Raw genomic sequence first — 20,004 nt, forward strand, 5'->3', positions numbered from 1 at the left:
ACAAACGACAAACATTCAACAAACGATTTGCTACGTCCGAAAAATCTCCGATTTTCCAGTCGCACAAATCATATAAAATCACGTCGGCAAATATTAAGATTTTATAACTAATTAATCGAAAAACGCAACAATTATTAAATAAGATAATACTTGATAAATTTAAAGAAATATGGAATATAAAGAACAAATAATTAATTACAGAAATAATTTTATAAGAGATTACGGAAGTATTAAATACAATGAAATATTTGAGAAGATTAGTTATTCTAAACATCTTCAACGAGGAATAAGAATTTCCAAAAGTAAGAATTCACCACTATTAGCAGGAGATTTTTTACAAATTGGAGCTGCTCACTCAGGAATATTCGGTAAAAAATCAACAAGAATTATGGGTGCTTTATTGGCTTTCGAATTATGGAATGAAGAACTTAATTCTGAATATGAACTTGCTTCATCAGGAGAATTAAATACTGAAATTAGGAAATGCTTGAGAGGATATTAAGGTTAAAAAAATAGTGAAAATTTATAATTAAAAAAACACTATGATTATATTAGGAATATTTATTGGTTACTGGGTTGGAAAATTAATTCTAGGAGGACTCTATTGGTCACTCTTTACACATAATGAGTCCCCAAATGAAGCAAGAGCTAAAAGAATTGAGGCTAATTTTTCTATTTTAGGTGCAATTCTTGGAGGAATCATATTTGCAAGTTTTTAAATTGACGAGAATTAAATTTAGGATTATTTATTATTATAAAACAAATCTTTAGGTATAAAGAGATCCGGAAATGATTCATTTAATTGACTTTTAATCTTATAATATGAAAAAATATCACAAAACTTAATAAAAAACTAAAATATATGAATGAAGAAGAATTTGTTGAATTTTACAATAATATGGATAATATTATTAATAAATCTGACAAAAATAAAATTGACTTAATGATTATAAAGAAAAGAGCAATTTTAGATTACGCTTTGAAATCTCAAAAAAAAGGAATTTTTGAATCAGAAGAATCATTTTCACGAAAAAAAGCAAAATTATTTTTTGAAACCTTAATAACACCATTTTCTGCAGTTTTACATTTAAATGGTATGTACAAAGATGCACATTCAGCTTGTCTATATGCAAATGATCAATTTTTTTATTATAATAGAGAGCTCTGTAGCTTCGATGAAGCTGGTCGTGAAACCATATATTATAGTTTATTTTATTTTTTTAAATTATTTTATACATTTAGAGAAGAACTAAATGATTTTGGAATTTACAAAATCGAATCTGAATTACAAGATGTTGGATTCCCTAAATTCAAATTAGATATAGATAAATTCGGCAACACAATTCTATTTTACTAAAATTATTAATTTAAAAAAAATACAAATATGTTTTTTAAAAAAACACCTAAATACGTTTTAATTAAAAAAAGTGACATTATAACATTAACAAATTTAGAAGGAAAACAAAGGTCTTTTGAATATGAATATATGTTTATAAAAGAGATTATTGATAAAGAAGATTCATATAATCGAGAATATATAAAATGTGGTGAAGCATTTTCAATTTCGCAGTATAATTTACTCGTAGAAAAGGAAACCGAATTTTCAGATAAAGCAGAAGCTGATCTTTTAAAAAGGGTCGAAGCTTCACTTGGTTATATGGGAGAATGTATAAATTCGATGATTGGTTATTATCCGAGTTATCCTAAAAAATTGGGTGACTATTTTTAATTAAAGACATCTAATTAATTCATCCCAAACTTGAAGGCATTTTAGGATTCTTGAAAAATATTTTTGTGTAAATCTTTAGAGAAAAAACGTTGCCTAACACCTCATATAATTTATGCTTACATTCGAACTAATACAAACGGCAAACATTCAACAAACGATTTTCTACGGCAGAAAAATCTCCGATTTTCCAGTCGTACAAATCATATAAAAACCCGTTAGCCACAAGAATGCCCCATTCACTTAAGAATCTAAATTATTAGATTTCTTTAATTAATTTATATATAGATTATATTAAAAAAACTATGAATAATAAAATACAAGAACCATTATATATTAATAATACAGCAGATATTGATATTATACTTGCCGTAGCTTTTAATGAGAATTTTGCATATTCTGATTTTACAAAATGTAGATTAGAAGGAGGAATGAATAGAGAAACTGTTATAGAAGAAATGAGAAAGGCAACTATTCTTAACTATGAAATGATAATTTTATCGTCAAGAAACTATTCTGATAGTTTCGAAGGTAAACGGATTAAAGCAATGTATAATGTAAAAGTTCTAGATAAACTTGCTTCAAGTAAACAAAGATTTTCAAGATTTAAAAAAGAAATTATTGATACACATAACTTTCATCATCAAACAGAAATTCTTGAAGAATTTATGCTAGATTGTGCAAATGAAAGTATACATTACAAAACAGTTGAAAAACCCATTAAGGAATTTGATACTTATGAAAAGGATAACAAAATACAAGATGAAAGGATTGAAGATTGGTATGATATGAGGCAATTAACAGAATTAAATTTGAAACTCTCAAGGCAACAAATTTCCTCACTTAATTATCATCAAATTTTACAAAAAAGTAAAGAACAAATACAAGATAAAACTAATAATTTCATCAAAAAAGAAGAAGAAAAAGCAGATTTATCCTTTTCAATAATAATTGTTTTATTAGCCCTAATTATTTTAATAATTGGATTAATACAGAATAATAATTAAATCTAACTTTTAAATTGTTTAAAAGTTACTGTCATTTAATTTAATATTAATTTAACCAACAAGCAATGGCTTAATAGCTGTTCTAAACGGATTAATCTAAATATGCTCAGTTAGATAAATCATATTTAAACTCATATAGTGCTCAATGTCAGAACCAATTTTACCAATAGAATCTATTCAAGAAAGAGATGTTGATTTAATCTTACTTGAGGAATTATCAACTGATGATAAATTCTCAGAGTGGTTTATTCAAGAATTAAATCTCCCACTATTTAAATCATCTAATGGAGCTTGGAGAAGTATAACTGATTTTGGGTTAGGTGAAACTGATATCCTGTTTTCTTATAATTCAAATAATAAAAATATTTATGTTTTAATAGAGAATAAATTAGATGCATTATTTCAAGATGAGCAATTTAAAAGATATGAAAAGCGAGCCCAAAACTATATTAATAAAGGTTCATGTGATATAGCTTTTTGTGTTTTAATTGCTCCAGCTCTTTATTGTGAAAATCAGAATAATTTTGAATGTTTTATCTCATACGAGACTATAATTGAGAGGTTTGAATTTTCAGGAACGAAACGAAGTTTATTTAAAAGTAATCTTTTGAAAATTGCAACCGAAAAATTAAGAAGAGGTTATCAACCAGTAAACTCTGTACCTGTTCAAAGTTTTTGGCATTCTTATTGGGTTTTTAAAGAGTCTGAACATTGCAATTTACGTATGAAAAAACCAGGCATTATTCCCTACCAAAGTGACTGGCCTATGCTTTATGATGATGATTTGAGAGGAATAATATTTAGACACAAATTTGCTCAAGGAAATATAGATGCAACTTTCAAAGAAATCTCAGAAGAAAAAGCAAAAGAAATTAGATCCATCTTACCAGAAAGCATAAAATTTGTTAAACATAAAAAAACTTTTTCATTAAGAATATTTTCAGGTAAAATTGATAGGACAAAAGATTTTAATAGTCAAATTGAGAATATAAAAAAGGGGCTAAAAAATATCGAAAAATTGAGGGACTGGATTAAGAAAAATAAAATATCCGATTAAAATATGCCTGGCTTTCAGCTAGGCATATTTAATATTTATTTTTAGAAGAAAACATTTTTCTCAACAAACAAGAAACAAAAAAACTTACAACTGCACCAATCACAGCCATAATTATTGTAAAAAGAATATCGTTAAAAGTGATATTTAAAATAGTGGATAGAAAAGTGCCTCCAACAATTCCAGAGCGCAGTTGTAGGTCATTATTCGCCATTGGTGTCAATTTCATTGTCAGAAACCACCGCCTGACTCACAGCAGTCGCCACAGTTCCTGCAACAGTTAAATAAGTTGCAATGGTTACAATGGTTGCTGGCAATGCAATCGGAGCTGCAATAATAGCACCACCAGTTGCGGCCAATGCAATTCCAATATTTCTCAATTTTCTAAAAAAGGTAGGAGTTGGTTTTTTATATCGTTCAGTAATTTTCATAAATTAGTTTTTAATAGTTAAGGTTACTTTTTCTTTTCGGTCAAATGCTTGGTAACAACTAGAAAGTATTTTCTGAAATACAATGCGAGATTGCAATCCTTTAGCAATCCCTGTAAGTGAACTTACAGGCGCAATACAGCCTTGTAATTCTTTGTTGGCATCATTGGCTGGGTGAATCAAAATCAAACTTCTTTTGGGTACATTCTGCAGCACTAAATGATGTTTAAACTTGTCGGAATACCGAGGCTTCAATTCATACACACCTTCAGGAATACACGACACTCTTTTCAAATTTTCTTTCCAGGGCAATTCAATGGTAAAACCTAAAAATTGTTGATTGATAAAAAGGGCACCGTTGGTACCCTCTTTAAAATACGTTCTATGTAAAACAAGTTCCACTATACCGTATCAACTTTTACAATTGCAAGTGCATTGTAGGATCCATTTTTCAACGGATACATAGCGCCATTTACCTCTTGATAAAATTCAATTCCCAAAATCTGAATAACAGGAAGGACAGAATTTGCAGAATACAGCGGAATCAAATTAGAAATTGTAACTGAATATTTACAAAAAGTTTGATAAAAGGACTTCCATACCCTACTTTTTTATATGTAAATACATACAAAACAGCATTTTAAATATAAAATATACGTAATTACATATAATTTACTATATTTACATAAAATTATACTTAAAAGCATATAATGAAAAAATTAGCACAGTTTGTAAAAGAACGAAGAAAAGAAGTGAATTTAACGCAAGAAGAATTCGCTGAAAGAACTGGTGTTGCGCTAACTGTCATCCGTAAAATTGAACAAGGCAAAACCAACTTAAATATGGATAAGGTAAATTTAGTGCTAAAAATGTTTGGACACACACTTGCACCAGTAAACTTAAAAGAGACAACCACTGCAAACGACTAGCCTATGAGAAGCGCACATATTTTTTACCACACAACGCTGGCAGGCACCTTGGTTGAAACCAATGATGGAGAGTATACTTTTACCTACGCAACCGAATATGTGAAATATTTTCCGCATCAGTTTATAACCTTTACCCTACCTGTTAGAGAAGAAACTTATAAAAGCAACCGATTATTTCCTTTTTTTGAAGGATTAATTCCTGAAGGTTGGTTGTTAAATATTGCTTCAAAAAACTGGAAAATAAACCCAAATGACAGAATGGGATTATTATTGGCTTGTTGCCAAAATTGCATTGGAGCAGTAAGTGTTCAACCTATAATTGTAGAAGATGAAAAATAAGTGTTTGTATTGTTATAAAGATTTGACTACAGAAACCGATTTTCACGAAAAATGTAGTTTGACTTTTTTTGGAACAAAAGAAGCCCCAAAACTAAATTATTCATTGGAACAAATGACTGATTTGGCAAAAAACGTAATAGAACGAAGCATTTCAGTTCCTGGAGTTCAACCCAAATTATCTATGACATTTGATGATCAGGCAAAAGACAATCGGTTAACAGTTGTTGGTGCTTTAGGTGGAAACTACATTGTTAAACCACCTTCTATCGATTTTCCAGAAATGCCAGCCAATGAACATGTAACTATGCGTTTGGCTGAACATTTAAAAATTAATACGGTTCCCTCCTCTTTAATCCGATTAAATTCGGGTGAATTATCGTACATCACAAAACGAATCGACCGCACTGACGATGGAAAAAAGATTCATATGTTGGATATGTTTCAAATAACGGAAGCTTTTGATAAATACAAAAGCTCGATGGAAAAAATTGGAAAAGCTTTGGGGCAATATTCTAGCAATACCTTATTAGATAAACTTTTCTTTTTTGAAATTGCAGTATTTAGTTTTTTAACTGGAAACAACGATATGCATTTAAAAAACTTTTCAATGATAGAAACTAATTCCAATTGGATTTTAGCACCAGCCTACGATTTGTTAAATGTGGCCATTGTAAATCCAGAAGACAAAGAAGAACTAGCCTTAACTTTAGAAGGAAAAAAGAACAAATTAACTAAAGGCTATTTTATAAAATTAGGTCATAGTTTAGATTTAAACAACAAACAAATCAATGGAGTTTTTAAACGATTTAAAAGCAAGCAACAAGAAATAATAAAAATAGTGAACACCTCCTTTCTTTCAGAAAAAATGAAAGAAAATTATATTGAAATTGTATTAAAAAGATCAGCCATTTTATTCAACTAAAACGTAAAAAATCATAAATTTTGATGTTATTTGATTTAATATGGTAGCAAAGTGTCAGCTTTTTTTGAAAGTGTCTGCTGAGCTGAGACTTCAAAAAAATGAGGATGCATTATTATATGCTCGAATTACTGTAGATTAAAAAAAGACTTAACATAAGTCTAAAAAGAAAAATTCCAATTATTCCACCTTTATTTCGTGTGATTTAAGTTTCGTAATATCTACCATTGTTACTAACAATTCCTTATTTTCATCTGAAGCAATTCTTGATAAATAAATATAAAAAATTCTTTAAGTTTATTAAACTTCTCCTATCCTAGATTTTTTTAATTCGATGTGTACTTTCTTAATTATTGTTAACTTATTCTGGTAAAGCAATGGTAATCAGTATTATTTTTGTTTTATAATTAAATTATTCAAATGATATATTTCATACATTCTAATGTTGTTATTTGATAATGGTCATTTGATTAATTACAAAATAGTATTCACTTTGTATATAAGATAATTTAGAAAAAACTTTAAAATGAGAAATTCGCTCTTAATACTTTGTTTTTTATGCTTACAAGGTATTGCCAAAATATTTGTGTGCTATATGAATAATTAAAAGAAGCTGAGTTACTTATTGGAACATATGATTCTAAGCTTGTTATCCATTAGACTGAATATAAAAGGGTTCACATTTGTTTTAAAACAATACCTAATGTGGTAAAAAAAATTATTGTTAGATGAACAATCTTTTTGGATAAGAGTTGAAGCATATTTAATATCAGATGCATTATCTGGAATTGTAAATATCCCCAAAAAGAAGGTCTTTCAGTAGAAAAGTCGCCAATTTTTCATTAACTGATGTTATAGTGTTAAAAGGAGGAGCTTATAAAATTTAATTTGAAGATGTTTAACTGATGGTAGGTGGAGATATTATCCTTTCCGTTGAAAATACACCATAAACAAGTCAAGAAAATTTACATAAAGCGTGGCTGCTGTTTCAAATTTTAAAGTCAGGCGATATTTTACAATTTTCAATTCTAAGAAACAGATCAGTATTAGAAATTTATAAATAATATCTAAAATAATGTAAAGAACTAAAATAGTAGCTTATATTAAATATTTTTAAAATGATTGAAGTAAAAAAACATGGAGTTATTTTAGAAAAATCAGCCAGTAGTTTTGAAAATGAAGGAGTTTTTAATCCTGCAGTTTATCAAGATAAGGATAGCGTACATTTATTTTATCGAGCTGTTAGAAAAGGTAATTTTTCCAGTATAGGTTATTGCAAATTAAATGGGCCTTTAAATGTAATTGAAAGATCAAAACTACCAATCCTTGTTTCAGAAACTAGTGAGGAGTTTCATGGAATTGAAGATCCAAGAATTACAAAGATAGATAACACCTATTATTTAACGTATTCAGCATATGATGGGATTAATGTATTTGGAGCGTATGCAACTTCCACAGATTTGAAAAATTTTGAAAAACAAGGAATTATAACACCCAAATTTACTTTTGAAGAATATTCAAAATTAATAGCTCAAAATTATGGTCGTATTAAAAAATCACATTATGTATTTTACGAGCTTTTTTCCCGTTATAAAATTTCAAAAATGATGAAAGGAAAAATATATGTTTGGGACAAAAACTTGGTATTTTTTTCAAAAAAAATTCAAGGGAAATTTGCATTATTACATCGGTTACATCCTTCAATTCAATTACTTTGTTTTGAAGATTCAAATGAATTAACAAGTAGTTTTTGGAGAAATTACATTGAGGATTTAGGGAAGCATATTGTTTTGCTTCCTAAATTTATACACGAAAGTAGCCATATAGGTGCCGGCTGTCCTCCTATTGAAACCGAAAAAGGGTGGTTAATTGTTTACCATGCTGCTCAATCTAGTACTAAGGGCTTAATCTACCATGCTTGTGCAGCGTTATTAGATTTAAAAAATCCACTAAAAGTAATTGGAAGATTAAAACAACCATTATTTTCTCCAACTGAAGATTACGAAATAGAGGGGAATGTAAACAATGTTGTTTTTCCAACAGGAACTGCAATTTTTAATAATGAACTTTATATTTATTATGGTGCTGCCGATAGCAGAATTGCAGTGGCGTCTGTAAGTTTAAATAATTTATTATCTGAAATATTAAACAATAAATAATGAACAATGAAAGAAAAGCCAATTAAAACTCAAATTGCATTTGTAACAACATTTCCACCAACGCAATGCGGTATTGCCACATTTACGCAAGACCTTATTACTGCTATTAATAATTCATTTAACAAAACATTAAACTGTGTTATTTGTGAAATTGGGACAAATACTAAAAAATCAGATGTTGTGAAATTTAAATTAAATCCAACCATTAAAGAAGAATACAAATTAGTTGCCGACGAAATTAATTACAATAACGAAATTAAAATTGTACATATTCAACATGAATTTGGTCTTTTTGGTGGTTCTTATGGAAATTATTTAACCACATTTTTAGAAACTATAAAAAAACCTGTCGCATTTACGTTTCATAGCGTAATTCCTAGGCCTAATAATGAATTAAAATTATTAGTACAGAAGTTAATATCCAAGTCAAGAATGGTATTTGTTATGACCAAACAATCTCAAAAAATATTAATGGAAGATTATGGTATTCCAGTAGATTTAATAATTTATATACCACACGGAACTCATATTGTGAATTGGGAAAACTCCATTGAAATAAAAAAGAAATATAATTTAGAAAATCGCACAATACTTTCAACTTTTGGACTTTTAAGTCCGGGTAAGAGTATAGAAACTGCATTAAATGCATTGCCAAGTATTATCAAACACACTCCAAATGTTTTATATTTGATAATTGGCAAAACACATCCAAATTCAATAAAAAATAATATAGATACGTATCGTAATTATTTGGAAGAATTAGTACTTGAGTTAAACCTTAAAAACAATGTTCTTTTTATAGATAAATATTTAGAAATAAATGAGTTGTTAAATTATTTAAAAGCAACAGATGTTTATTTATTTACATCAAAAGACCCAAATCAAGCAGTTAGTGGTACATTTGCATATGCTATGAGTTGTGCCTGTCCAATTGTTGCAACAACCATTCCACATACCAAAGAAGCACTCTCTGAAGATATGGGAATCCTTATAGAAATTGAAAATTCTGCGCAATTAGCTGAAGCCACTAAAAAAATACTTTCAAATAATGATTTAAGACAATCTATGGCAATTTCGGCATTTCAAAAAACAAGAGAATCTTCTTGGGAAAATGTTGCAATAAAGCATGTAAATGCATACAATAAATTGCTTGATAAAAAAAGAGCAATAAAATACAATTACCCTCCAATAAAATTGGATCATCTTAATAAAATGACCACTGAATTGGGTATAATTCAATTTTGTAAAATTTCTCAACCAGATATCTCCTCTGGCTATACATTAGATGATAATGCTCGTGCTTTAATAGCCTTGGGTTTGCATTATAAATTATATCAAAAAAGGGAAGATTTACACCTTATAAATACATATTTAAATTTTATAATACGCTGTCAAAAACAATCAGGTACATTTGTAAATTACATAGATGAAAACAATTTTGAACATATTAAAAATAACTATATAAATTTAGAAGATTCTAATGCTAGAGCCGTTTGGGCACTTGGAATGGTTATTTCAATGAAAGACTATTTACCTGAATATATGATAGATAAGGCAGTTAGCTGCTTTATAGATAGTTTATCTTGGGTAAAAAATCTTTTATCACCAAGAGCCATTGGCTTTGCAATTAAAGGATTGTATTTGTATTATTCGGCTACTAAACAATTGGAAGTTGTTTACATTATTGAAAAATTAGCTAATAATTTAATTTCAAACTACGATATAAATGAAACCAAGGATTGGAAATGGTTTGAAAATTATTTAACCTATGCCAATAGTGTTTTATCAGAAGCGATGTTGTATGCCTTTATAGTTACCCACAAATTAAACTATAAAAGTGTCGCAATTGATTCCTTTAATTTTTTATTATCTAAGCAATTTTGTAAGAATCAGTTCAAAGTTATTTCAAATAACGGATGGCTCCATAAAGGAATTACACCCAATAAATATGGTGAACAACCAATTGATGTTTCTTACACCATACAAGCATTAGATTTATTTTATAAAACAACGAAAAATATTAAATATAAAAATTTACAAAAGATAGCATTTAATTGGTTTTTAGGTAAGAATCATCTAAATCAAACTATGTATAATCCAATAACTGGTGGTTGTTATGATGGATTGGAGAAAACACATGTAAATTTAAATCAAGGGGCGGAATCAACTATTTGTTATTTAATTGCACGTTTAATGATGGAAAAGGTAGCCACTCTACCTCCAAAAAATTAGAAAAAGAAATAGAAATAAAACCTTTAAAAAGTATATTCTAAAACCTACTTAAAATATTGCTAAATGGTAAAGCCAATACGTTTAATAAACTGTGCCAATAATAAAGAGCCCAATCCAAATAAAATTATGGTTATTAGTTTGTTAATTGAAAGTGGTGTTATTGAAAGCGCCTGTGCAATTGACGGAACAAAATAAGCAATTGAAGTTAATAACACACTAAAAATAATTGCAATCCAAATCCATCTATTTGTTGTTACTTCATTATTAAAAAATGACAAATGTCTTTTGGGTAAATTAAACACATTTATTAGTTGTGCAAAAAGAAGTGTAAAAAAGGCCATATTATTAATTTCATTGGCAGTAAGTTTTAAAACATAGTTTGAATATAAGGTTATACCTAATACACCAGCGGTAATGCACAGTCCGTAAATTATTGTTGCATTCCATAATTTTAAAGTCATTATAGGTTCATTTGGCAATCGTGGAGGTTTGTTCATAATATCAATTTCACCCTTTCCTAGCCCTAAAGCCAATGCAGGAAACATATCAGTAATTAGATTTAAAAATAAAATTTGTAAAGGTAATAATGGAGAAGGTAAATTAAACAATGCAGCAATACCTACTGAAATTATTTCGGCTAAATTACTTGATAATAAATACACTACAAACTGTCTAATATTTTCATAAATTGCTCTTCCTTGTCGTATTGAAAGCTCTATGCTTGTAAATTTATCATCTTTTAAAATTACATCAGCAGTTGCCCTAGCTGCTTCTGTCCCTCTAATTCCCATTGCAATTCCTATATCAGCTTTTTTTAAAGCTGGAACATCATTAATACCATCACCAATCATCCCAACAATAGCATTGTTTTGCTGAAAAAGGGTTATGATATCTAATTTTTGTTTGGGCGTTACTCTTGCAAAAACAACACCATTTAATAATGTGGATTTTTTTACTTCAGAAAGTTTTTCAACCTCTAATAAATCTTTTCCCAACACCACCATTTCTTTGGTAAATTGTGGTGGTAATAAACCTATTTCTTGTGCAACTTTTTTTGCTGTTCCAGGATGGTCACCTGTCATCATTACAACTCTAATTCCTGCATTTTTATAGGTTGTAATTGTATTTTTAACATCTTGTCTAGGTGGGTCAATAAACCCAATAATCCCAATAAAAGTTAGGTTATTTAAAAAGTTTTCATAATCCGGAACTTTTTCTAAATTTTTATAAGCAAAAGCTAAAACCCTCAAACCTTGAGAAGCTAAATTATCTACTTTTTTAAACCACAAATCCTTGTTATTAAAAAGGGAAATATCACCATTAACAATAATGGTATCACAACATTCAACAATAGTTTCAAATGCTCCTTTTGTATATACTTTAAATATATTGTTATGTTGGTTTACAGTAGCCATCATTTTACGTTCGGTATCAAACGCAATTTCCATTTTTTCTGGATTTTTATTTTGAATAGAAATTGGGCTGTAACCTACAAATTCAGCAAAATCAATTAAGGCTAAATCAATGGCATCACCATATTTTTGCTTGCTGGTTAATAAAATATCATTACATAAAACACTTGCCATTATAAGATTTTCAAATTCATGTAAGTTTTTAAGTTCCGTAAAGAAATCGTTGTTTTTTTGATAAATATTTTCAAGAGATTTTGTTTCAAACACCACAGTATGAACTTTCATTTTATCCTCGGTAAGCGTACCGGTTTTATCGGTACAAATTATATTGGTAGCCCCCAGTGTTTGAACTGCTTCCAGTTTTTTAATGATTACTTGTTTTTTTGATAAACGCAACATTCCCTGTGCTAAGGCAATTGTTGCTACAATTGGTAAACCTTCGGGTATAGATGCAACAGCTAATGCAATTCCAGTTTGGAGCATTAAAATAAAATTGATACCTCTAAAATAACCTGCAATAATTATAAGAGCAGTTAAAATAAGGGTTAAATAAATTAAATGTTTGCTAAGATTGCTTAAATTTTTTTCAAGTGGAGTTTGACTTTTTTTTGAAGACAAGCCCAATTGTTGAATTTTACCAAGTTCAGTGTGCTTACCTGTAGTTATTACAATTGCTTTTGCCATTCCTTTAATTACCAAAGTCCCTTTAAAAACCATATTTTTAAGTTCAACAATAGGTGTGTTTTCTGGTAAAATATTTGTGTTTTTTTCAATAGGAAAACTTTCACCTGTTAAAAAAGATTCTTTAACCGTTAAGTTTTCGGTATAAATCAAACGAGCATCGGCTGAAACTACATCCCCAGCTTCTAAAATAATTAAATCTCCCGGAACCAATAAAAATGATTTTAAACGAAATAATGTTCCTTCTCTTAAAACACTTGTCATAGATTGTCCCATTCTACGAAGTGATTCTAAAGAATTTAGCGCTTGTAATTCCATAAAAAACCCAATGGCTACAGTTATTATAATTACAATAAATATGGCTATTCCTTCAAGCCAATCTCTAAAAATAAATGCCAAAAAAGCGGCAATTAATAATATGTAAATAATTGGGTTTAATAGTTGTTCAAGTAATATTTTAAACGGGCCTTTTGATTTTTCTTCGGGTAATTCATTTTTACCAAAAGTCTCAATTCTGGCTTTTGCTAATTTAGTTGATAAACCTAGATTTATATCACAGTTCAACTTTTCAAGAACCTCCTGCGAAGTTAAAGTATGAGGTTTTTGAATAATTTTTGAAAATATTTTATGCATTGAAAATAATTAAAAATTTATTTTAAATTAATAGGTTTAATGCGGAGATTATAATATTTACTGAAGGATTGATTATATTTTAGTGGATGATGTTTTAAAGTTAGGAATAAAAACTGCTAGTATATTTTCTGATGTTTTAGAATTAGACCATTATCCAATTGGGGGTCCAACTAGATTTAAATTTAAAAAAAACCTAAAAATATATCGAGATTTATTAAACCTCGATATATTAACTCATTTTCATAAGACAATAATTTCTTTTTTTAATAAATTAAGAAATTTCAATTAATTTAGGTTTTTGTTTTTTTGCTTCTTCTTTTTTAGCTAAACTAAATTTTAAAATACCATTGTCATATTTCGCTTTTATTTTTTCATCAGCAATACTATCTGGTAATTGTAAAGATCTTTCAAAAGATGCGTAACTAAACTCTTTACGAGTGTAATTTTCATCTTTTTCCTCTTTAGTTTCATCTTTTTTTGCTGAAATATTTAAACAACCATTATCAATGGTAACTTTAAAATCTTTTTTATTATAACCTGGAGCGGCTAATTCAATTACGAATTCGTCTTTCATTTCTTTGATATTCAATGCAGGTTCATTCATTCTTTTTAACCAAAATCTATCATTAAATAAATTGTTGGTGTTAAATTCTAAAAAATCTGATGTAAACAAATTTTCTAACGGACTTTTTCTAAATTTTACTAGTGACATAATTTTATGTTTTTAAATTATACTTATTAATAGCTTAAAGTTATTTCTAATTTCAATTTTTTGAAATGATTTTACTCAATATCAAGCAATTAATTAGTTGATTTTAGGATGGTTTATAAATAAAAACAGGAAGCCTTAACTTCCTGTTTCCTAAAAAGTTAAACATATCAATATTAACAAAATAATTTCTTATGTTATTCTTTACTTAATAAAACTGAAATTAGCTCTAGTTATCATTAACATACTTAATCTTACATTTCAATTTTCATACTTTTACAAGAATGAAAATCTATTTTATTAGAAACAGGAAGCCTTAACTTCCTGTTTCCTCCTGAAAAGACTTTGGTAACTTAGTGATTTTGAAATAATCCTTCAAAAAAAATTTTTATCTCTAAAAATTAGAATCATAAACTACAACTTCCATCAAAAAGTAACTAAACCTCCTCAGTATAATTTACAGATTGTTTATAAACAATGTAAATCTATTTTTTATATGTTTTTTCAAAGAACTTTTAATTAACACATTAAATTTAAGAGGAGAATTATTGTTTTTCTATGATAGACATCATTTAAGGTTATGATTGTTGTCACAATTAAAGAACTTTATTTAATTATTATTTAGTTATTGTTTTCTTTTAATTCAGTGAGTAGTTTTTCTAAATTTATGGTAGCAAAAGAAGAAGCACGATCAGACATTGCATATGGAATACATAATATACCATTATGCACAATTGAGCCACAGGAATAGATAACATTAGGCACATAGCCTTCTCTTTCTATTTCATTCGGAATCATTAACGGCATTTTCAATCGCCCAATTTCTTTCTCAGGATTTTCTAACTCAAATAATGATGCGCCCATTACATATTCTCTCATTTGACCTACCGCATGGGTAATTATAAGCCAGCCATCTTTTGTTTCAATTGGAGAACCGCAGTTTCCAACCTGAACAAATTCCCAAGGATATTTTGGTTTTTGCAATATTTTGGCTTCATTCCATCTGTTTAAATCGTCTGAAAAAGAGATAAAATTATTTATCCCATCAATTCTACAAAGCATTGCATATTTTCCATTTATTTTTCTAGGAAATAATGCCATTCCTTTATTTCTACCCACCTGTCCGTTTATAGTTGTTATTTTAAAATGGTAAAAATTTTTAGTCGCCAATAATTTGGGTAAAATGGTAATTCCATCATAAGCAGTATATGTTGCATAGTAGGTTATTTCTCCATTATCATCGGTGAATTTTACAAACCGAGCATCTTCAATTCCATTTTTTTCATTATTGGAAACAGGAAAAATAACTCTTTCAGAAATATCAGTATCCAAAGAAAATTTAATTTCATAATGAGAAGATGCTAACCACATAATTTCATCACAAAGTATTTTGCCTGATAAACACAAATTAAGTTCATTTTTTAATTTTTTTACAACTCGCTCCAATTCACCGTATGAAAAATTTTCAGGCAGTTTAGAAATAAGGCTGGATTTGATATCTTGGTCGTTTTCATGTAATTCCGATAGTTCTGAAAAGAAATGTTTTTTATTGTAAGCATGTCTTTTTATATTCTTTGCCTCATTAATCATTTTACCAGGTTCTTCAACTTGTAAATTACAATTTTCATCAAGTGTACCACCTCTAAATACAATAGATGAAATATGGCCTTCTCCAGTGGCTCTAAAGCTTAAAATAACTCTTTTTTCTCCTTTTAAAATTTCACTTTGATCAGGATCTTCAATCATAGATGGGTTAAAAAATGCAGCCGATTCAATGGAGTATTCTTTTGTAAAATAGGAGCCAATAAGTGATTTCATACAATTGCTAATATCATTTGTTTTGATATTTAGCTCCTTTAAAATATGGGATAATTTATTGAAATTATTTTTGAATATTTTTGAAATATTCCTATGACGCTTAGAATAACCTCTAAGTATCTTTACTAATTCTTCTTTAGCTTTCTCCTCTGAAAGTCCAAGAATTTTTAGAATAATTCCTTTACTTTTTTCATCACCAGAATAATTAAAGCGGGCAATTACTCGGCTAGTATCTGGACTGAAAAGGTTGCTTTTTCTATTAACTTTTATTTGCATTTTTCGAAATATTTTTAGATTCTAAATAAATAAGTAATCAAACCTGATTTTTAGAGAAATAATTAAATTGCATCAAATTAGAATTGATTACTAAGTTGTTAAATGATTTCTATCAATTTCAAATCTTTTAGTTTTTTAGTATTTATTAATTTTTAATATCTAAAAATGGCGTTTAATGACCTTCCTTTTACAGGCATTTTTTTTGAGTCTAATACATAAACATTTCCCTTGTTTAAAAATGTTTGTACTGCAGCTAAGTTGGTGAGTGAACTATTATGAATATCTTTTTTAGTGTTTAGTATTAGCTTTCCACTTTCTATATTATACAACCCATATTCGTTTGAGTTTTTTTCAACAAATAGTGTCTCTATTTTTCCTGAAATAGCTGCGGGAATAATTTCATTTAATTGGTATGAAACTTTTGGTGTATGGTATAATTCCTGAAATTGATGTAATTGTTGTTTTTTTATTTCTTTAAAATAGGGTTTTATTATTTTTAAAGAGGCTTCATGTAATTTGGTTTTATTTTTAAACTCAGGATCACCTTTACAATTTTTTGTATAAAGGTTTGGATAGGTGTTAACTTGCTTATAGTTGTTAAACACATTATTTGTGCTTGCAATAACTAAAGGAGCTTTATTGTTTTTAATGACTTTATTTACAGCTTTGTCTATAACCTTTAAAAAAGCGAATATTTCTTTTTTGTAATCATCTTTACCTTCACCGTGTCCGTGAAAGGCCCCAGCACCAAATGCATCCTGACCACTTCTAAATTGCAACATTTTTTGTTTAAAATCAGATCCTACTGCTTTTTCCAATGTATCAGGTGCTAAACTTTTAATTTGAAGATCGGTTAAACCATAGGTTGAAGCTTCATATAGTTTTACATAATCTTGGCTTAATTCTAGTAAGTAGTAAATTTCTTCTACTTCATATAAAGGTAGTAGTGGTTGTAAATAAAAGGAACTCGCTACTTGTGTTTTGGCTGTAAAAGGAATAGGAAGCGTATAATAATTAAATCCGTTTTTATCTAAAAAAACTGCTAAACCTTCCGATGGATTTCTCCAAAGTTCAGTATCAACAATTAGCTTTTCAATTGGTTTTAAATAAGCAGCTATTTCAGTATTACTTAGTTGGTGTTTTTGAAGTGTTTTATTCACCTCTTTTATACATTTTTTTAAGGTTTCTTGAGCCAAGTGTTCATTTTGTTCTTTTCCTTTTTTATTCATAGGAAGATATATAGAAACACAATGCAGCGAATGCTTTGTAGCTAAATTCTCAAAAGTTTTTATTGGTAGCGGATGAAATTTAGAAGTTTTCATAATTTGTTGTTTTTAAGTTATTAGCAATACAGTACTATTATTTTTTTTCAATTTTAATTTGACTTAATGTATATAACTAACAGTTTTTTGTTAGGCTTTAGGAGTGTTTAAAATACCTTTTAGTAAAGCATCGGAATTAAATGAAATACTATACATTACTTTGTTTACTAAAAATTCAGCAAAATCTGGAAAATCACATGGCACTTGTCCATAAAAACCTAATTGGAAGTTGCTTTATTAGTTTTTTCAATAGCCATTAAAATCATAGTTTTTACTGCTTTATTATGTTCATCAAACAATTCATAAATTCAGAGTCTCTGTGTACTTCTTATGTGAACTGTGTTAAATCATTAAAACCAATTGATTGTACAAACCACTCAATAAGGCGTTTTATCTATTAACAAGTGGTACATTTTTTATTGTTATATCACTATTTTTTTTATTAATAATTTCATATTTAATTGTTTCTTATGCTCAATTTTAAATTTCTTTTACATTTATGTAGCTTAGTTTTATTACCATTTACATAAGTTTGTTTGTTTGTAATTATTTTTAGTTATTTAAATTAAAAATTCTTCAAATATTAAAGATTTTAATTCTATTGGAAGCTCAGTTCTAATATCTTTTAACTCACCATGTGAAATGTATTTTCTCAAAACTAAAAAGGTTATTTTAATATATTGTATAGTCTTTTTATCAGATTCAAAATCATTAATTGCAGTAACACCATCAAATCTATTTATTAAGTCTATAAATTCAATCATGCATTTAACTCGCTGTTTTTTATGGCTAGACCAGCCGTTTACATAAACAGCTTTTAAAAACATAGGTAATTGAGCAATTAATTGTAATGATTCTTCAGTTGAAATAACTTCTCTTAACCCATGTAATATTGCAGATAAAATTCGACCAGCTTTTTCTTTATCTTCTATATTTAATTTTTCGGCATACTCTTTCATAAAAGAATTTGCATCCGCGGCATATTGGTTAAAATTTAGTGACATTGTTTTATTTTTTAGGTTAAATTTTACTTGAGATACTATATTTAATGTATTAAAGCTATTAATACATTAAATTATATAAAATGATATTGCTCAATTTTACAAAAAAAACAAACTATTTTTAAAGGTTGCGAAATGAAGTTGAGTAATATCATTTTACATTGTTTAGAATTTGATTTAATTTAAATTGAATTAAAATAACCTTTATTATGAATCAAAATGTTTTTTATAAGGCTTTTGAAATTAACAAAAGTTATAGTGATTTAATTCATGATTCTTCAATCTGGATTTCCGATTTAAATTTCATAAGAAATGAACTACTATTTTTAAAAACAATGCTAAAATCGAAATCGTTTAAATTAACTACTCCTATTTTATTTGAAAGGCTTCAGCTATTACAAAAGAATAGTGACAGGTTAAATGAGAGTAATAATGCTATTCAAGAAAAAATTGAAAAGTTTAGAACTAAAGTAGCCAAAACTTTAAAAAGTGATGTTTTTAGTATTAGTGAAGGATATTTAGAGACTTATCAAAGTTTAGAAAAAGAAATATTTGAGTTTAATAAAAAACACAAAAGCTTCAAGACTTATTTGTATGAATTTTTAATTGAATTTAAGTGTATTTTTAACCTAGAAAAATAAGTTGGAGTCATTAATTTGTCAACTTTCTTTTAATACTATTTAAAAAAACAAATACCTTTGAATTACGTGCAAAGTCTTTCTAATTTACAATTGGCAGAAGTGAACGCTATGGAAGAAAACTACTCAATTAAATAAAAGTGCATTTTAAAAATGAATCACATCAATTTGTAACTTCAGAAGAATTCGCAGAATATAGAGGTATTAAATTAGAAATTGTAATAGATTATTTACAAAAAGTATCAAAAATAATAAACCTTTTAATTGCTATGGAAAATAAAGGTCTATATAAATTTCTAAATGCTTAAGAAGAACTGAGCAAAAAAAACAACCTATATTCAAACTTGTTGCCCACAATATGAAAAAACTGCTTGCAATAACATTTTTACTTATTTCTAACTCTGGTTTTAGTCAATTAAAAGCAATAATAATTAACAGTGAAACGAAAGAAAAAATACCTTACGTAAATATTTGGGTAGAAAACGAAAATATTGAAACAACTTCAAATGAAAAAGGAGAATTTAAATTAGAAATTAATAGCACAAAAATTATTATTTTTTCTGCAATAGGTTTTGAGACAAAAAAAATATCCTCGGATTTAATAAAAGAAACTCTTGAATTGAAACCTATAACAACGGAATTGAACGAAGTAATTATTAACTCTAAAAAATTAACACAAGAATTAATATTAGGAGAATTTCAAAAGTCTAAAGTCAATCAT

The 20,004-nt window shown here is 27.8% G+C and carries 23 protein-coding genes; 14 read left to right on the forward strand and 9 right to left on the reverse strand.

Annotated elements, in window-relative coordinates:
• Positions 1 to 169 precede the first annotated feature (169 nt).
• The 6 genes from ABY298_RS08160 to ABY298_RS08185 all read left to right on the forward strand — a co-directional run bounded on the left by ABY298_RS08160 (position 170) and on the right by ABY298_RS08185 (position 3,790).
• Complete coding sequence (locus ABY298_RS08160; protein WP_372745531.1) at positions 170 to 502, forward strand: hypothetical protein; 333 nt, start codon at positions 170 to 172, stop codon at positions 500 to 502.
• A gap of 40 nt (positions 503 to 542) precedes the next feature.
• On the forward strand, positions 543 to 719 hold the full coding sequence (locus ABY298_RS08165) for a hypothetical protein (protein ID WP_372745532.1): 177 nt from the start codon (positions 543 to 545) through the stop codon (positions 717 to 719).
• A 143-nt stretch (positions 720 to 862) separates the two neighbouring features.
• Positions 863 to 1,357, forward strand: a complete 495-nt coding sequence (locus ABY298_RS08170) for a hypothetical protein (RefSeq protein ID WP_372745533.1) — start codon at positions 863 to 865, stop codon at positions 1,355 to 1,357.
• Positions 1,358 to 1,384: 27 nt separating this feature from the next.
• Positions 1,385 to 1,729: a hypothetical protein gene (locus ABY298_RS08175; protein WP_372745534.1), complete on the forward strand. Its 345-nt coding sequence runs from the start codon at positions 1,385 to 1,387 to the stop codon at positions 1,727 to 1,729.
• 302 nt (positions 1,730 to 2,031) lie between these two features.
• Positions 2,032 to 2,733 carry a hypothetical protein gene (locus ABY298_RS08180; RefSeq protein WP_372745535.1) on the forward strand — a complete coding sequence of 234 codons (702 nt, stop codon included), beginning with the start codon at positions 2,032 to 2,034 and terminating at the stop codon, positions 2,731 to 2,733.
• Positions 2,734 to 2,878: 145 nt separating this feature from the next.
• Entirely contained in the window at positions 2,879 to 3,790 is a 912-nt protein-coding gene (locus ABY298_RS08185; RefSeq protein WP_372745536.1) for a PD-(D/E)XK nuclease family protein, read from the forward strand.
• Between the two features lie 28 nt (positions 3,791 to 3,818).
• Here the strand turns inward: ABY298_RS08185 and ABY298_RS08190 are convergent, their stop codons facing one another.
• Genes ABY298_RS08190 through ABY298_RS08205 form a run of 4 tightly spaced genes read right to left on the reverse strand, consistent with a single transcriptional unit; the run spans position 3,819 to position 4,763 of the window.
• Positions 3,819 to 4,001 (reverse strand): hypothetical protein, encoded by a 183-nt coding sequence (locus ABY298_RS08190; RefSeq protein WP_372745537.1) that lies wholly within the window; start codon positions 3,999 to 4,001, stop codon positions 3,819 to 3,821.
• A complete protein-coding gene (locus ABY298_RS08195) occupies positions 3,991 to 4,218 on the reverse strand; it encodes a hypothetical protein (protein ID WP_372745538.1) in 228 nt (75 codons plus the stop codon). The genes ABY298_RS08190 and ABY298_RS08195 overlap by 11 nt, the downstream gene beginning before the upstream one ends.
• A gap of 3 nt (positions 4,219 to 4,221) precedes the next feature.
• Positions 4,222 to 4,617, reverse strand: a complete 396-nt coding sequence (locus ABY298_RS08200; RefSeq protein ID WP_372745539.1) for a DUF5675 family protein — start codon at positions 4,615 to 4,617, stop codon at positions 4,222 to 4,224.
• Positions 4,617 to 4,763: a hypothetical protein gene (locus ABY298_RS08205; RefSeq protein ID WP_372745553.1), complete on the reverse strand. Its 147-nt coding sequence runs from the start codon at positions 4,761 to 4,763 to the stop codon at positions 4,617 to 4,619. Before ABY298_RS08205 ends, ABY298_RS08200 begins: the two co-directional genes overlap by 1 nt.
• 162 nt (positions 4,764 to 4,925) lie before the next feature.
• On the opposite strand from ABY298_RS08205, the gene ABY298_RS08210 reads away from it, so the two are divergent.
• The 5 genes from ABY298_RS08210 (at position 4,926) to ABY298_RS08230 (ending at position 10,793) form a co-directional block, all read left to right on the forward strand.
• Entirely contained in the window at positions 4,926 to 5,144 is a 219-nt protein-coding gene (locus ABY298_RS08210; protein WP_372745540.1) for a helix-turn-helix domain-containing protein, read from the forward strand.
• Between the two features lie 3 nt (positions 5,145 to 5,147).
• Positions 5,148 to 5,483: a HipA N-terminal domain-containing protein gene (locus tag ABY298_RS08215; protein WP_372745541.1), complete on the forward strand. Its 336-nt coding sequence runs from the start codon at positions 5,148 to 5,150 to the stop codon at positions 5,481 to 5,483.
• Positions 5,473 to 6,405, forward strand: a complete 933-nt coding sequence (locus ABY298_RS08220) for a HipA domain-containing protein (protein ID WP_372745542.1) — start codon at positions 5,473 to 5,475, stop codon at positions 6,403 to 6,405. Before ABY298_RS08215 ends, ABY298_RS08220 begins: the two co-directional genes overlap by 11 nt.
• A 1,115-nt stretch (positions 6,406 to 7,520) precedes the next feature.
• Positions 7,521 to 8,561: a pesticidal protein Cry7Aa gene (locus ABY298_RS08225; RefSeq protein ID WP_372745543.1), complete on the forward strand. Its 1,041-nt coding sequence runs from the start codon at positions 7,521 to 7,523 to the stop codon at positions 8,559 to 8,561.
• A 6-nt stretch (positions 8,562 to 8,567) separates the two neighbouring features.
• Positions 8,568 to 10,793: a glycosyltransferase gene (locus ABY298_RS08230; RefSeq protein ID WP_372745544.1), complete on the forward strand. Its 2,226-nt coding sequence runs from the start codon at positions 8,568 to 8,570 to the stop codon at positions 10,791 to 10,793.
• Positions 10,794 to 10,852: 59 nt separating this feature from the next.
• On the opposite strand, the gene ABY298_RS08235 is transcribed toward ABY298_RS08230, so the two are convergent.
• From ABY298_RS08235 to ABY298_RS08255, 5 genes are all read right to left on the reverse strand, one after another.
• On the reverse strand, positions 10,853 to 13,519 hold the full coding sequence (locus tag ABY298_RS08235; RefSeq protein WP_372745545.1) for a cation-translocating P-type ATPase: 2,667 nt from the start codon (positions 13,517 to 13,519) through the stop codon (positions 10,853 to 10,855).
• A gap of 271 nt (positions 13,520 to 13,790) precedes the next feature.
• A complete protein-coding gene (locus tag ABY298_RS08240; protein ID WP_372745546.1) occupies positions 13,791 to 14,231 on the reverse strand; it encodes an Hsp20/alpha crystallin family protein in 441 nt (146 codons plus the stop codon).
• A gap of 618 nt (positions 14,232 to 14,849) precedes the next feature.
• Positions 14,850 to 16,322 (reverse strand): glycoside hydrolase family 130 protein, encoded by a 1,473-nt coding sequence (locus ABY298_RS08245; RefSeq protein WP_372745547.1) that lies wholly within the window; start codon positions 16,320 to 16,322, stop codon positions 14,850 to 14,852.
• A 152-nt stretch (positions 16,323 to 16,474) separates the two neighbouring features.
• Entirely contained in the window at positions 16,475 to 17,644 is a 1,170-nt protein-coding gene (locus ABY298_RS08250) for a hypothetical protein (RefSeq protein ID WP_372745548.1), read from the reverse strand.
• Positions 17,645 to 18,204: 560 nt separating this feature from the next.
• Complete coding sequence (locus tag ABY298_RS08255) at positions 18,205 to 18,648, reverse strand: DUF2267 domain-containing protein (RefSeq protein ID WP_372745549.1); 444 nt, start codon at positions 18,646 to 18,648, stop codon at positions 18,205 to 18,207.
• A 206-nt stretch (positions 18,649 to 18,854) separates the two neighbouring features.
• On the opposite strand from ABY298_RS08255, the gene ABY298_RS08260 reads away from it, so the two are divergent.
• The 3 genes from ABY298_RS08260 to ABY298_RS08270 all read left to right on the forward strand — a co-directional run.
• Positions 18,855 to 19,286 (forward strand): hypothetical protein, encoded by a 432-nt coding sequence (locus ABY298_RS08260; protein WP_372745550.1) that lies wholly within the window; start codon positions 18,855 to 18,857, stop codon positions 19,284 to 19,286.
• Positions 19,287 to 19,423: 137 nt separating this feature from the next.
• Positions 19,424 to 19,591 carry a hypothetical protein gene (locus ABY298_RS08265; RefSeq protein WP_372745551.1) on the forward strand — a complete coding sequence of 56 codons (168 nt, stop codon included), beginning with the start codon at positions 19,424 to 19,426 and terminating at the stop codon, positions 19,589 to 19,591.
• Between the two features lie 50 nt (positions 19,592 to 19,641).
• On the forward strand, positions 19,642 to 20,004 hold a 363-nt coding region (locus ABY298_RS08270), incomplete at its 3' end, for a carboxypeptidase-like regulatory domain-containing protein (protein WP_372745552.1).

Source organism: Lutibacter sp. (assembly GCF_041596795.1).
Classification (GTDB): Bacteria; Bacteroidota; Bacteroidia; order Flavobacteriales; family Flavobacteriaceae; genus Lutibacter.

Bases quoted from the DNA above. Each gene is read 5' to 3' on its own strand.
- ABY298_RS08195 (WP_372745538.1), bottom strand. From the start codon at position 4,218: ATGAAAATTACTGAACGATATAAAAAACCAACTCCTACCTTTTTTAGA.
- ABY298_RS08255 (WP_372745549.1), bottom strand. From the start codon at position 18,648: ATGTCACTAAATTTTAACCAATATGCCGCGGATGCAAATTCTTTTATG.
- ABY298_RS08235 (WP_372745545.1), bottom strand. From the start codon at position 13,519: ATGCATAAAATATTTTCAAAAATTATTCAAAAACCTCATACTTTAACT.
- ABY298_RS08250 (WP_372745548.1), bottom strand. From the start codon at position 17,644: ATGAAAACTTCTAAATTTCATCCGCTACCAATAAAAACTTTTGAGAAT.
- ABY298_RS08190 (WP_372745537.1), bottom strand. From the start codon at position 4,001: ATGGCGAATAATGACCTACAACTGCGCTCTGGAATTGTTGGAGGCACT.
- ABY298_RS08225 (WP_372745543.1), top strand. From the start codon at position 7,521: ATGATTGAAGTAAAAAAACATGGAGTTATTTTAGAAAAATCAGCCAGT.
- ABY298_RS08165 (WP_372745532.1), top strand. From the start codon at position 543: ATGATTATATTAGGAATATTTATTGGTTACTGGGTTGGAAAATTAATT.
- ABY298_RS08175 (WP_372745534.1), top strand. From the start codon at position 1,385: ATGTTTTTTAAAAAAACACCTAAATACGTTTTAATTAAAAAAAGTGAC.
- ABY298_RS08215 (WP_372745541.1), top strand. From the start codon at position 5,148: ATGAGAAGCGCACATATTTTTTACCACACAACGCTGGCAGGCACCTTG.
- ABY298_RS08170 (WP_372745533.1), top strand. From the start codon at position 863: ATGAATGAAGAAGAATTTGTTGAATTTTACAATAATATGGATAATATT.
- ABY298_RS08180 (WP_372745535.1), top strand. From the start codon at position 2,032: ATGAATAATAAAATACAAGAACCATTATATATTAATAATACAGCAGAT.
- ABY298_RS08230 (WP_372745544.1), top strand. From the start codon at position 8,568: ATGAAAGAAAAGCCAATTAAAACTCAAATTGCATTTGTAACAACATTT.
- ABY298_RS08240 (WP_372745546.1), bottom strand. From the start codon at position 14,231: ATGTCACTAGTAAAATTTAGAAAAAGTCCGTTAGAAAATTTGTTTACA.
- ABY298_RS08160 (WP_372745531.1), top strand. From the start codon at position 170: ATGGAATATAAAGAACAAATAATTAATTACAGAAATAATTTTATAAGA.
- ABY298_RS08260 (WP_372745550.1), top strand. From the start codon at position 18,855: ATGAATCAAAATGTTTTTTATAAGGCTTTTGAAATTAACAAAAGTTAT.
- ABY298_RS08210 (WP_372745540.1), top strand. From the start codon at position 4,926: ATGAAAAAATTAGCACAGTTTGTAAAAGAACGAAGAAAAGAAGTGAAT.
- ABY298_RS08245 (WP_372745547.1), bottom strand. From the start codon at position 16,322: ATGCAAATAAAAGTTAATAGAAAAAGCAACCTTTTCAGTCCAGATACT.
- ABY298_RS08185 (WP_372745536.1), top strand. From the start codon at position 2,879: ATGTCAGAACCAATTTTACCAATAGAATCTATTCAAGAAAGAGATGTT.
- ABY298_RS08220 (WP_372745542.1), top strand. From the start codon at position 5,473: ATGAAAAATAAGTGTTTGTATTGTTATAAAGATTTGACTACAGAAACC.